This window comes from Nevskia sp., assembly GCF_023266035.1.
Lineage (GTDB): Bacteria > Pseudomonadota > Gammaproteobacteria > Nevskiales > Nevskiaceae > Nevskia.
Window position 1 is genome coordinate 1 of record NZ_JAHFRY010000137.1, and the last position, 12,658, is coordinate 12,658.

Annotated in this window: 9 protein-coding genes and 1 pseudogene; 4 read left to right on the plus strand and 6 right to left on the minus strand. The window is 65.1% G+C overall.

Annotated features, from left to right (window positions below; translation table 11 throughout):
* Nucleotides 1–1,222 (plus strand): annotated as a pseudogene (gene chrA, locus Q0D45_RS17880) (chromate efflux transporter); the annotation flags it as partial.
* A 15-nt stretch (nt 1,223–1,237) separates the two neighbouring features.
* Here chrA and Q0D45_RS17885 read toward each other — a convergent pair.
* The 4 genes from Q0D45_RS17885 to Q0D45_RS17900 form a co-directional block, all read right to left on the minus strand.
* The gene (locus Q0D45_RS17885) at nt 1,238–2,143 is read right to left on the minus strand and encodes a polysaccharide lyase family 7 protein (RefSeq protein ID WP_293395987.1); all 906 of its coding nucleotides are present in this window, start codon (nt 2,141–2,143) and stop codon (nt 1,238–1,240) included.
* A 15-nt stretch (nt 2,144–2,158) separates the two neighbouring features.
* Nucleotides 2,159–4,057 (minus strand): hypothetical protein, encoded by a 1,899-nt coding sequence (locus Q0D45_RS17890; protein WP_293395960.1) that lies wholly within the window; start codon nt 4,055–4,057, stop codon nt 2,159–2,161.
* 389 nt (nt 4,058–4,446) lie between these two features.
* Nucleotides 4,447–5,817 (minus strand): DNA repair protein RadA, encoded by a 1,371-nt coding sequence (gene radA, locus Q0D45_RS17895; RefSeq protein ID WP_293395963.1) that lies wholly within the window; start codon nt 5,815–5,817, stop codon nt 4,447–4,449.
* Between the two features lie 19 nt (nt 5,818–5,836).
* The gene (locus Q0D45_RS17900) at nt 5,837–6,319 is read right to left on the minus strand and encodes a hypothetical protein (RefSeq protein WP_293395966.1); all 483 of its coding nucleotides are present in this window, start codon (nt 6,317–6,319) and stop codon (nt 5,837–5,839) included.
* A gap of 96 nt (nt 6,320–6,415) precedes the next feature.
* On the opposite strand from Q0D45_RS17900, the gene Q0D45_RS17905 reads away from it, so the two are divergent.
* The 3 genes from Q0D45_RS17905 to Q0D45_RS17915 all read left to right on the plus strand — a co-directional run bounded on the left by Q0D45_RS17905 (nt 6,416) and on the right by Q0D45_RS17915 (nt 11,506).
* Nucleotides 6,416–7,321: a metal-dependent hydrolase gene (locus tag Q0D45_RS17905; protein WP_293395969.1), complete on the plus strand. Its 906-nt coding sequence runs from the start codon at nt 6,416–6,418 to the stop codon at nt 7,319–7,321.
* A 92-nt stretch (nt 7,322–7,413) separates the two neighbouring features.
* Nucleotides 7,414–10,911, plus strand: coding sequence for a transcription-repair coupling factor (mfd, locus tag Q0D45_RS17910; protein WP_293395972.1), 3,498 nt, complete (start codon nt 7,414–7,416; stop codon nt 10,909–10,911).
* A gap of 94 nt (nt 10,912–11,005) precedes the next feature.
* Nucleotides 11,006–11,506 carry a hypothetical protein gene (locus Q0D45_RS17915; RefSeq protein ID WP_293395975.1) on the plus strand — a complete coding sequence of 167 codons (501 nt, stop codon included), beginning with the start codon at nt 11,006–11,008 and terminating at the stop codon, nt 11,504–11,506.
* Between the two features lie 59 nt (nt 11,507–11,565).
* Here Q0D45_RS17915 and recR read toward each other — a convergent pair whose 3' ends face one another.
* Nucleotides 11,566–12,165, minus strand: a complete 600-nt coding sequence (recR, locus tag Q0D45_RS17920) for a recombination mediator RecR (RefSeq protein WP_293395978.1) — start codon at nt 12,163–12,165, stop codon at nt 11,566–11,568.
* Nucleotides 12,166–12,192: 27 nt separating this feature from the next.
* Nucleotides 12,193–12,510: a YbaB/EbfC family nucleoid-associated protein gene (locus Q0D45_RS17925; RefSeq protein WP_293395981.1), complete on the minus strand. Its 318-nt coding sequence runs from the start codon at nt 12,508–12,510 to the stop codon at nt 12,193–12,195.
* Between the last annotated feature and the right edge of the window lie 148 nt (nt 12,511–12,658).

Here is a 12,658-nt window from a genome sequence, read left to right on the forward strand (position 1 = left end):
GATCGCCGGCGCTGGATTTCCGAACGTCGTTTCCTGCACGCGCTGAACTACTGCATGGTGCTGCCCGGCCCGGGAAGCGCAGCAGCTCGCGACCTACATCGGCTGGCTGCTGCACGGCACCCGTGGCGGCATCGCGGCCGGGGCGCTGTTCGTGCTGCCTTCGCTGGCGATGCTGATCGGCCTGACCTGGGCTTATCTCGCGTTCGGCCAGGTGCCGGTGATTGCCGGCATCCTCTACGGCATCAAGCCGGCGGTGACCGCGATCGTCGTCCAGGCGGCCTGGCGGATCGGCAAGCGGGCGCTGCATAACGCCGCACTCTGGGCGATCGCCGCCGCAGCCTTCGTCGCGATCTTTGCGCTGCATCTGCCGTTTCCGCTGATCGTGCTCGGCGCGGCGGCACTCGGTTTCATCGGTGGGCGCATTGCCCCTGATCGCTTCAAGGCCGGCGGCGGTCACGGCGGCATCAAGAGCGGCGGCGCACCCTGCTTGATCGATGACGACGCCATCGTGCCGCACGCCGTGTATCGGACAGCGCGCTTGGTCACGGTGTTGGTCATCGGCCTCGCGCTGTGGGCCTCGGTCTGGCTGGCTCTGCTCGCCACGATCGGCAGCGACAACCCGATCACCCGGATGGCGACGTTCTTTTCCGGCGCAGCGTTGCTGACCTTCGGCGGCGCCTACGCGGTGCTGCCCTATGTCTTCGAATCCGCCGTCAACCAGTTCCGCTGGCTGTCCGCGGGCCAGATGATCGACGGCCTCGCGCTAGGCGAAACCACGCCGGGCCCGCTGATCATGATCGTTGCCTTCGTCGGCTTCGTCGGCGGCTGGCAGACCGATGCGCTGGCCTCGGCACTCGGCCCCGGCCATCTGCTCGCCTCTGCAATCCTGGCCGCCTGCGTGGCGACCTGGTTCACCTTCCTGCCGTCGTTCGTGTTCATCCTCGCCGGCGGCCCGTTGGTGGAAGCAACGCGCAACAATCTGCGCCTGACCGCGCCGCTAACTGGCATCACCGCCGCCGTCGTCGGCGTGATCCTCAACCTCGCGCTGTTCTTCGCCTTCCACGTGCTCTGGCCGCAAGGCTACCCACAGACGTTCGAGTGGCCAGCAGCGCTGATCGGTGCCGCCGCCCTGATCGCGCTGCTGCGTTACGGCCTCAGCGTGCCGAAGCTGATCGGCCTCTGCGCGCTCGCCGGCATGGCGATCGAATTCGCCCGGCACTGACCGGCTTCAGGACGCTCAGGGCGTCGGCGCGATGTTGATGCCGTAGAACCGCGCCGCGCCGCCTTCGCTGGCGTCCCCTTCGTGATCGAGCACATAAGTGCCTGCCTTGAAGTACTGGCCCTCGGCGTTCCAGGCTGGATCGAGCGGCACGACGGCGACATTGCCATTGCCGGTAACGGTCAGGATGCCGTCGAGCGAGACATTGATCCGGTAGGTGACCAGCGATCCCCAGGGCACGTTGCTGGCCAGTACTGTAGGCCGGCCGGGATCGTCCGGGTGAATGCGGATCGACAGGTACAGGCTGCCCGGCTGGCCTTGATCGCCGCGCCATTCGAGCAGCACCAGCACCGGTCCCTCGTCGTCGGCATGGATCTGACCGATGACGATGCGTCCGCTGCTGGGCACCTGGGTCACGGTCAGCGCCGCGCTCATGGTCTGCGCGTATTCGCCGACATGCCAGGAAGCCAGCGAGCCATCGGCATTCATCTGGCGCAGCTCGGAACGCGGATCGTCGCTGCCGGGTGAGTGCAGACCAGTCACCGGTGCAGCGAAATCGATCGAGCCGTCGGCATTCGGCTGGAAGTACGGCGGGCTGGAAAAACTCGCCACGAACGGCGGATCAACCTCGAACGGCCGCGCGTAGCGACCGATCGGCAGGGAAATCTTCCACAGGCCGAGATCGGTGCCGGGCGACACGAACACCGGCGCGGTCGTGCCGATCGCATAGATCTGGTAGTCCCGCGTCGAGACCGGGCCGGTGACTGCGCCATCGGCTGACAGCAACGCGGCACGGACAATCCCGGTCTGGCTCTGCACGAACGGGCCGGTATAGGGCGTCGACGCCAGGGTCGGCGTGCTGCGATCAGTGGTGTAGTAGAGGCGCGCGCCCGGCGGGATGCCACCAGGCACGGTGACGGTGATCGTCTGTGCCGTGGCCTACACGGCATTCAGCGGGTCGATCAAGGGCTTCGGCAGCGAAGCGGTGGTGATCTTGAAGATGGCGCTGACACCCCCGATGGTCACCCGCAGCGCGGTGTCGGTCGCATAGGTGCTGGCGGTACGCAGACTGACCGTCACCGTCTGCCCTTCATTGACCAGCCCAGGCTCGGAAGTGAATGCGCCGCCGCCGATCTGGTAAGTGCCGCCCTCGATGGAAATCGGGCTCGCCGCATTGATGCCGCGCACGGTGAAGCTCTTGGTCTTGTCCAGATTGAGGTCCGAGCCGATGTTCGGCGTCAGGCTGAATGCCGTCGGCGTGGTGTCGGCCGCAGCGGTGGACAAGCTGAAGCTGCCGCCCAGGTCCCCGACGAAGAACGCCGTCGTCGCGGTCGTCGCCGGGCTGCTGATCATCAGTCGCAGCCGTACCGTGTCGCCATTGCTGACCACGCCATCCTCGCGGGTGAACGGGCCGCCGTTGATGCTGTAAGTCCCGCCGACGCCGGCAATGGACACCTGCGAATTCGGGTTGACGCCGGCAATGACCACCTCGTTGCTGGTCACCAAGGCGCCCGCCGCAACGCCAGCCACGCTGGCGAAGATCAGGGTGTCCTTGCCCTTCTCCAGTGGAACATTCGCGACCCGGAAAACCGAGCGAACGCCGGAAATGGTCAATGCGGCCTCGGTAGCGCTGCTGAACGCGCTGCTGGTGAGCAGCTGGACGCGCACCTGGGCGCCATTGCTGACGGTGCCCGATGCCGAGGTCCAGGCGCCGCCGTCGATGCTGTACGAGCCGCCGGTTACCGAAATCGGCACCGCGCTATTGATGCCGCTGACGGTGACGGTATTGCTGACCACCAGCGTGCCGGGCCCAAGATTGCGGAAGCTCTGGAACTGGATCGGATCGGGGCTGTTGTCGAGTGCGGCCGTGGTCAGATCCCAACTGCCGGCAACGCCGCCGATGGTCAGCACTGCCGTGGTCTTGGTCGAGAAGCTGGTCGACGCCGTTTGCCGGAGCCTGACGCTGTCGCCATTTCTGACACTGCCAGCGGCGGTCACGAACGCCTGGCCGTTGATGCTGTAACTGCCACCGACGATCGAAACCGGCGTACTGGCATTGATGCCGCTGACCGTGATCGCTTCACTGGTCTGCGTGCTGCCGATGGCCGCATCGGCCATCGGCGCAAAGCTGAAAGCGTTCGGCGTGGTATCCGGGCCGGCCACCGCTGCGGTGACGATCTTGAACGCGCCGCTGATGCCGCCGATCTTCACCGTGACCGTCGTGGTCTGGTTGGCAGCGCTGCCGGCCATGCCACGGGCACGGACCACAGCATTGTTGGTGATGGTACCGGCGGCGGTCGTGAACTCGCCGCCATCGATGCTGTAGCCGCCACCTGTGACGGTGATCGCTGCAGCGGCCTCGAGGCCGGTGATGGTCGCCGGATCGCTGGTCTGGGTGCTGCCGAGCGCGGCATCGCTGCGTGGCGCGAACGTGAAGGCGTCCGGCACGGTGTCGATCTTGCGGGTGGAAACCTTGAATGTGGAGGTCACCGCCGGAGAGCCCAGTCTCAGATAGGTGCTGGTCGAGGTGTAGAACGCCGTCGACGCGACCTCCTGCAGCCGCACGCTGCTGCCGCTGGTCACGGTCCCGGCTGCGCCGGTGAAGGCACCGCCGTTGATGCTGTACAGACCGCCGGTGATGCTGATCGGCACGCTGGTGTCGATGCCGGTGATCGTCTGGCTCTCACTGATCACCGTGCTGCCGGGCTCGGCATTGGTGACCGCCGCGAACGCGATCGGATCAGCGGTCGTGTCGGCCGCCAGCGCGGGGACGCCCGGCAGCAGCAGGGCGACGCAGACCAAGGCCTGCAGGTGCACCGGAAAATCGATTCGAGACATTGCAGATCCCTGAATTGAGTGAAACCACCACTTCCCGAGGTGGCTGGAATGCCAGAAAAAGCCCAAGTCCGCAGAAATCGACCATGGCGCGGGGCGCCGATCATGTCCTGTCACCTAGGCCCCGTTGATTGACGCGGATCAAGTGATCCGCAGCTTGGCAGCACGGCGTTACAAATTTGACGGTGCAGAGGCAAGCTCGCGTCAGCAGACCTGTCTGGTCTCAAGCAAGAAGCGCGTCATCTGCAGTTCAAACGACTACCGATGCAGTGGACTGAATTTCAAGGACACCCCTGTAGCCTACCTGCCTCCCGGTTTGCCCGGGATGGTTGCACTGCGGTAGGCGATGCCCTGAACCCGATGATACGTACAGCTGCCGCGGCGCGGCAGGATCAAATTTGCCCAAGCGCCTGGTCGAGGCGAGCCACCGCAATCACTTCCAGATCGAGCTTGACGTTCTTCCGCGGCTTGTTCGCCTCCGGCACGATCGCCCGCTTGAAGCCGTGCTTGGCGGCTTCCTGCAGGCGTTCCTCGCCGGCCTGCACCGGGCGGATTTCGCCGGCCAGGCCGACTTCGCCGAAGACCACGGTGTCGTTCGGCACCGGCTTGCCACGAAAGCTCGACAAGGCCGCGAGCAGCAGCGGCAGATCAGCGGCTGTTTCCTGGATGCGCATGCCGCCGACGACATTGGCGAACACGTCCTGATCGCCCAAGGCAATGCCGGCATGGCGATGCAGTACCGCCAGCAGCATCGCCAGACGATTGCCTTCCAGCCCCAGCGCCACCCGGCGCGGATTGCTGCCCTGGGTCGCATCGACCAAGGCTTGCACTTCAACCAGCAGCGGCCGCGAGCCTTGCCGGGTGACGGTGATGACGCTGCCCGGCACCGGCTGTTCATGGCGTGACAGGAACAGCGCCGAGGGATTCGACACTTCCTTGAGACCAACATCGGTCATCGCGAACACGCCCATCTCGTTGACTGCACCGAAGCGGTTCTTGACCGCGCGGACGATGCGGTAGCGGCTGCCGACATCCTGCTCGAAATACAGCACGGTGTCGACCATGTGTTCGAGCACGCGCGGGCCGGCGATCGCGCCTTCCTTGGTGACATGACCGACCAGCACGATCGTGCAGCCCTTGCCTTTTGCGTAACGCACCAGTTGCGCCGCGCATTCGCGCAGCTGCGATACCGAGCCCGGCGCGGCGTCGAGCGCATCGGTGTACAGCGTCTGAATCGAATCGAGCACGACGAAGCCTGGCCTGGTGCGGGTCAGCGTGTCGAGGATGGTTTCCAGGCCGGTTTCAGCGAGCACCGGCAGATCGAGCCTCGGCAGACCCAGCCGCCGCGCACGCAAGGAAACCTGGGTCAGCGATTCCTCACCGGTCACGTACAAGGTGTTGACCCGTCCTTCCAGCGCCGCCAGCGCCTGCAGCAGCAGGGTCGACTTGCCGATGCCGGGATCGCCGCCGATCAGGATCACCGCGCCCGGCACGATGCCGCCGCCGAGCACGCGATCGAGTTCGGACAGACCGGTCGGCACCCGCTCGGTGTCTTCGCCGGTGATCTCGTCGAGCCGGCGCACCGCGCTGCGTTCCACCGAGAAACTGCCGGCGCGAGCCTTCGGCTTCGAAGTCGTGGTTTCGACCAGGGTGTTCCACTCGCCGCAGTCCGCGCACTGACCCTGCCACTTCGGCGCGTCGGCTCCGCAGGCGTTGCAGACGTAGCGAAGCTTGGCGGCGCCCGGGTTCAGCGATTTGGCCATCGTCAGACGGGCTTCGCGGTCAGTTCGAGGCGGATTTGATCGGCGACCGCAGCAGCACGATGACCACTACGATCAAGGTCACCGCGCCAACCACCGCCGGCAGGAACGCAGCAGCACCGGCCCAGTTGCCTTCGCCAAGGCGGTTGGTGCCCATGGTCAGGCCGTGGTTGTAGCCGAACATGCTGAACAGGTAGAAGCAGAAATTGCCCCACAAGGCGATCAGCACGCCCCAGCGCACGGTGCTGGCCTGGCCGGCACGGAGCACGAACAGGCGCACGACCATGCCGAGCACGATCGCCATGATGCCGTTCAGCAGCATGCCGAGATGCACGGCGCGCCAGCCAGCTACGGTGCCCGGCAAGTCGTATTCGATGAAAATCGGAATCGGCGAGAACGACAGGCCGCCAATCATCTTGAAAGTCAGCATGAAGCCGCCGATCAGCGCGACCAGCATGCCGGCCAGGCCGTTCTTGATCAGGACAGCGGATGTACGTTCAACCATGGTGCTTCTCCCCTATTTCGTTGTTGTGTTTGGTTTGTTCGCCAGTTTGCCCTACGCTCCGTCATGAGGAGACATTAAAACAACGAGAGGTTCGTCATGGCAGAGCTTGCGAAACATCCGATGGATGATTTTCCGGTCAGGCCCCTGCGGTTCCCGCTAGGCCCTGACCAGAACGTCGAAGTGGTCTGGAGCCGGACCAAGCCGGAATTCTCGGTATTCCTGAATGCGCTGGCGATGCACGTGCCACATTTCGAGCGCTACCTGGTCGCCACCTTGCGGATTGCTCGAGAGCAGATCACCGACGAACGCCTGCGTCTGCACGTCACCCGGATCATCGGCCAGGAAGCCAATCACTCGCGCAATCTGCTGGCTTTCAACGATGCGCTGCGCAGCCGCTATCCGGACATCGTCGCGATCGACGACGCCTCGATCGCCTGGTTCAAGCAGCACACGGATCAGGACACGCTGAAGAAAAGAGTCGGCTTCACCGCCGGCTACGAAACCTTCACCTTTCTCGCCGGCATGATCATCCTGCGTCATCACGATCGCTGGTTTGCCGATGCCGATCCGACGATGAAAGCGGTCTGGGTCTGGCATCAGGTCGAGGAAATCGAGCACGGCGCCGTCGCCTTCGAAGTCTGGCAATACCTTTACGGCCGCCACGAGTGGTATCGCAAGGCGATGGTGCTGAAAGCTGCGTTGCATATCGCTCAGGAAACCCTGAGCCTGTATCCGCGCATGGCCCGTCACGAAGGCTGGTTGCGTTCACCTTGGAAAGCCCTGAAGACAATGGCCTTCTGTGGCGAAATGCTCGGCCGTCTGTTCATCGCCGCGTTGCCGGTGTTCCGGACCAGCTACCACCCGCGCCGTCATCCGATCGCAACGACACGGCAGGACCCGATCCAGATCGCCTGGCGGCGCTATGAGGCCGACGGTGGCGATGTGCTCTCGATCGACCACGCGAAGATGGCGGCGATGATGCGGGTCCCCGAAGAAGCCTGAATCCCGCGTTGCTGCCGCCCGGCTTCCCGCCGGACGGCAGCGTGCATCGACAAGGCTGACAGACCGCCCCCACGCGGCCATAATCCGCCGCCTTGAGTACCCCGCCGTCCCTGCCGATCCTGCTATCCCCGCCGTTGCCTGCGGAGGCTGGCGCGCGTCTGCACTGGGCAGGCCTGCCGGGTGCCTCGGCAGCGCTGGCGATTGCCGAAGCTGCGGCCCGTCATGACGGCCTGGTGATCGCGATCACCGCTGGCGAGCAGCACGCCTACAAGCTCGAAGAGGAACTGCGCTTCTTCGCCAATGCGGCTTTGCCGGTGATGCACTTCCCGGACGCCGAGACGCTGCCCTACGACCCGTTCTCGCCGCATCAGGAAATCCTCTCGGATCGCCTGGCCGCGCTGTATCGCCTGCCTTCGCAGACGCGCGGCGTGCTGATCATCACCGCCGGCACCTTGCTGGAAAGACTGCCGCCGCGCAGCTGGCTCGATGGCCGCGCGCTGCTGCTCAAGGCCGGTGACAAGCTGCCGCCGCACGCCTTCCGCGAACGCTTGATTGCCGCCGGTTACCAGAGTGTTTCCGAGGTGCAGACGCAGGGCGAATTCGCGGTACGCGGTGCCTTGATCGACGTGTTCCCGATGGGCGCGTCGGACGCTTACCGCCTCGACCTGTTCGACGACGAAGTCGAATCGATCCGCGTCTTCGATCCGGACACCCAGCGCTCGACCGAGAAGGTCGGCGAGATCCGCCTGCTGCCGGCCCGCGAATTCCCGACCGACAAGGCCGGCATCGAAACCTTCCGGCGGCGCTACCGCGAATATTTTCCGGGCGATCCGGCGCGCTCGCGCATCTATTCGGAAGTCAGCAAGAACCTGATGCCGGGCGGCGTCGAAGCCTATCTGCCGCTGTTCTTCTCGCCGGATACGGCTGCCGCCGCGACGATCTACGACTACCTGCCGGTGCATGCGCTGATCATCGCCACCGATGATCTGGACGTAGCGCTCGCCAGCGAATGGAAGCAGATCGAGGAGCGCTTCGAGCGCTATTCGGGAAATCTGGAACGGCCGTTGATGCGGCCGGCGGATCTGTTCGTGACGCCGGCAACGGCGTTGGAAGAGCTGGGTTACTACCCACGAGTCGGCATGGGCGAATCGGCGGCACAGGCCGAGGGTCTCGCCGACTTCGCCTGCGCCCCGATCGCCGGCACCGCCGATGAACTCAAGGCCTTCCTCAAGGCGACGACCAGTCGCGTGCTGTTCATCGCCGAATCGGCCGGCCGACGCGAAGCGCTGCTGGGCTGGCTGAAGCCGCTTGGCATCCTGCCGCGCCAATACGATCGCTGGGCGACGTTTGCCGGTGATGGCAACCGCTACGGCATCCTGCTCGGCCCGCTGCAGGACGGCCTGAATCTGCCGACCGCGAACGTCGCGATCATTGCCGAGGCGCAGGTGTTCGGCTCGCGGGCGCCGGTGTCCTTGCGCAAGCGCGGCAAGGTGCGCGATCCGGAAACCATTCTTCGCGATCTGAACGATCTGAAGCTCGGTGCGCCAGTGGTCCATGTCGAACACGGCGTCGGTCGCTATCGCGGCCTGCTCCGGCTCGATGCTGGCGGCATCGAGGCCGAATACCTGGTGCTCGAGTACGCCGACGCCGACAAGCTCTATGTGCCGGTCGCCAGCCTCAACCAGATCCACCGCTATACCGGCGCCGAGGAGCAGGCGGCGCCGCTGCACAACCTGGGTTCGGATCGCTGGTCGAAAGCCCGCGCCAAGGCCAAGGAACGGGCGGCCGATGTCGCCGCCGAGCTGCTGCAGATCCAGGCCCGCCGCGCGGCACGCGAAGGCATGGCGCTGCCGGTCGACGAAGTAGCCTTCGCTGTGTTCAATGAGGGTTTCCGTTTCGTCACAACGCCGGATCAGCAGAAGGCGATCGACGCCGTGCTCGCCGACATGGCGATGACCAAACCGATGGATCGCGTGGTCTGCGGCGACGTCGGCTTCGGCAAGACCGAGGTCGCACTGCGCGCGGCGTTCGCGGCGGCAGTCAACGGCAAGCAGGTCTGCGTGCTGGCGCCGACCACCTTGCTCGTGCAGCAGCACGAGAAGAACTTCCGCGATCGCTTTGCCCAGTACTGCGAAGCGATCGGCGAACCGGCCGGCACGCCGTCGATCCGCATTGCCGGCCTGAGCCGCCTGCGCACAGCGAAGGAACAGAACGCGCTGCTCGACGATCTCGCCAAGGGCCAGGTCGACATCGTCATCGGCACCCATCGCTTGATCCAGGACGATGTGCGCTTCGCCGATCTTGGCCTGGTGATCGTCGACGAGGAGCACCGCTTCGGCGTCCGCCACAAGGAAAAGCTCAAGAACCTCAGAGCCGAGGTTCATCTGCTGACGCTCACCGCGACCCCGATCCCGCGCACCCTGAACATGAGCATGGCCGGGCTGCGCGATCTGTCGATCATCGCCACGCCGCCGACCTCGCGCCTGGCGATCCGCACCTTCGTCGCCGAATGGGATTCCGCGCTGGTCTACGAAGCCTGCCTGCGCGAACTGCGCCGCGGCGGCCAGGTGTATTTCCTGCACAACGAGGTCAAGGACATCGAGCGCTTTGCCGCCGAGATCCAGACCCTGGTGCCGGAAGGCAAGGTCAGAGTCGCGCACGGCCAGATGCGGGCCAGCGAACTCGAGCAGGTGATGCTCGATTTCTATCACGCGCGCTTCAACATCCTGGTCTGCACGACGATCATCGAATCCGGCATCGACGTGCCGACCGCCAACACCATCCTGATCGACCGCGCCGATCATCTCGGCCTTGCCCAGCTGCATCAGTTGCGTGGCCGTGTCGGCCGCAGCCATCACCGCGCCTACGCCTATCTGCTGGTGCCGTCACGGCGGTCCTTGAGCGATGACGCCAACAAGCGTCTGCAGGCAATCGAAGAACTCGGCGAACTCGGTTCCGGCTTCGCGCTGGCGACGCAGGATCTGGAAATCCGTGGCGCCGGCGAATTGCTCGGCGAGAACCAGAGCGGCCAGATCGAGGAGATCGGCTTCACGATGTACGCGGAGCTGCTCGCCAATGCGGTGCGTGCGCTGCGCCACGGCAAGATCGCCGATGCGCCATTCGGGCAGGCACCTTGCGAGGTCGATCTCGGTTCCTCGGCGCTGATTCCGGACGATTACGTGCCCGACGTCCACACCCGTCTGGTGCTGTACAAGCGCATCGCCGAAACCAGGGACGAGGATTCGCTGGAAGAGTTGAAGGTGGAGCTGATCGACCGCTTCGGCCTGTTGCCGCCGCAGGTCGAGCGTCTGTGCGACTCCGCGCGCTTGCGCCAGCTCGGTGAAGCGGCCGGCTTCGTGAAGATTCGTGCCGGGGCCAAGACCGCGATGCTCGATTTCGGCCTGCAACCGGCGATCGAGCCGATCAAGCTGATCAAGCTGATCCAGAGCCAGCCGAAGGTCTACAAGCTCGAAGGCCAGAAGCGCCTGAACATCACTGCGAAGGAACTCGAAGACCCGGCCCAGCGGGCGCCGCTGCTGCAGGCGCTGCTGGCTCGGCTGGTCGCGGAGCCGCCTAAACAAACCTCCTAAGGCTGGCGTCAGCTTTTCTGAACGGCGTTACTCTCGATGGGCGTGGGCGAGTTGTCACAAGACCCACTACCAAAACCATGGAGAGGAGATTCCGATGAAAAGAACTGCGCTGTCCGCGGCTGCGTTGCTGCTGTGCCTGGCTACACCGACTCAGGTGCTGGCCCAAGCGGGTCCGCTTTATGTCGGCACCCTGCCTTCCAACCTGGTTGGAAACCTGGGCAACTTCTTCGGCGTCAAGTTCGCCCCCAAGTTCGCCGCAGGCGATGTGAACGCCGGAAGCCGCATCTTCGTTGGCTACTTCGAGCGCTACACCGGCAAGAACATCGGCTTCAATCCGCCACTGCTGGCCCTCGGTAGCGGTCAGCTGCCGGGCCTTGCCAGCCTGCCGACCCTCGACGGACCCGCGTTCATGATCAGCAACGCGCTCAATGCTGCCGTGGCGCCTTACGCGAACAATCCGACGTTGCAGAAGTTCATCGGAATGACCAGCAGCGGTCCGCTGGCCATCCCGGATATCAACGGCCAGTTCGCTGCCGCCCGTGCCCGCCTGCCGGCCATTCCGTTGCTGCCGGCTCCTAGCAGCACGCCGTACTGATTCCGGCCTGAGGTAACCGCGGCCGAGGATGGCGAGATGGTCATCCCCGGCCGCTTGCTTCAGACCGGCAGACGCCCGCTGATCGCCCGCGCCAGGGTGCCGCCGTCGACGTATTCCAGCTCGCCGCCCATCGGCACGCCGTGCGCGATGCGGGTGACGGCGACGTTCTGGCTGCGCGCCAGTTCGGCGAGATACCAGGCAGTCGCCTCGCCTTCCACACTTGGATTGATCGCGATGATCAGCTCGCGTACCGAACCATCAGCCAGCAGCCTGGCGAGCGTTTCCAGACCCAACTCGGCCGGTCCGATGCCATCGAGTGGCGATAGTTTTCCCATCAGCACGAAATAGCGGCCGCGATAGCCGGCGGCATTCTCGATCGCCAGCAGATCGGCCGGTGCCTCGACGACGCAGAGCTGGCCGGTGGCAACCCGCGCCTCGCCACAGTACCGGCACTGCTGGTCCTCGCGGAACATCCGGCAACTCGGGCAGCGCTCGATGCCGGTCAGCGCTTCGGCCAGGGTCGTGGTCAGGAAGGCGGCGCCGTCACGATCGCGATCGAGCAGGTGAAACGCCATCCGCTGCGCAGACTTGGGCCCGACGCCGGGCAAGCGGCGCAAGGCTTCGATCAGGCGGCTCAGGCGCGGCGAGTAGGTGGCCATCGGCGTTCAGTGCAGGCGGATGGCGCCTCAGAAGCCCATGCCCGGCGGCAGGTTCATGCCGGCGGTGACCTTGGACATTTTCTCGGAGGAGTGACGCTCCAGCTTCTGCGCAGCGTCGTTGATCGCGGCGGCGATCAGGTCTTCGAGGAATTCCTTGTCTTCCTTCAAGGCCTCGGCATCGATGACGACGCGCTTGGCTTCGTGCTTGCCGTTCAGCGTGATCTTGACCAGGCCGGCACCGGACTCGCCGGTGATCTCGGCGGCGGCGATCTCGGCCTGGACCTTCTTCATCGTTTCCTGCGCCTTCTGCGCTTGTTGCATCAGCTGCGCGAGCGGACCTTTCATCTCATCTCTCCTGCGGGGTTCTTGCGGGCTCGACCAGCGACGGTGGGGCCACGCAGCGGGACTTCAATCGGCAAGCAGTCGCCAATCAATCAATCGGCTGGATCGAGCCGGCGCGCACCGTGGCACCGAACAGCGTGCGGAAGCTGGC

Excerpts from the sequence above, each read along its gene's own strand:
- Q0D45_RS17890 (WP_293395960.1), bottom strand. The coding sequence starts at position 4,057 with ATGTCTCGAATCGATTTTCCGGTGCACCTGCAGGCCTTGGTCTGCGTC.
- radA (WP_293395963.1), bottom strand. The coding sequence starts at position 5,817 with ATGGCCAAATCGCTGAACCCGGGCGCCGCCAAGCTTCGCTACGTCTGC.
- Q0D45_RS17900 (WP_293395966.1), bottom strand. The coding sequence starts at position 6,319 with ATGGTTGAACGTACATCCGCTGTCCTGATCAAGAACGGCCTGGCCGGC.
- Q0D45_RS17905 (WP_293395969.1), top strand. The coding sequence starts at position 6,416 with ATGGCAGAGCTTGCGAAACATCCGATGGATGATTTTCCGGTCAGGCCC.
- Q0D45_RS17915 (WP_293395975.1), top strand. The coding sequence starts at position 11,006 with ATGAAAAGAACTGCGCTGTCCGCGGCTGCGTTGCTGCTGTGCCTGGCT.
- recR (WP_293395978.1), bottom strand. The coding sequence starts at position 12,165 with ATGGCCACCTACTCGCCGCGCCTGAGCCGCCTGATCGAAGCCTTGCGC.
- Q0D45_RS17925 (WP_293395981.1), bottom strand. The coding sequence starts at position 12,510 with ATGAAAGGTCCGCTCGCGCAGCTGATGCAACAAGCGCAGAAGGCGCAG.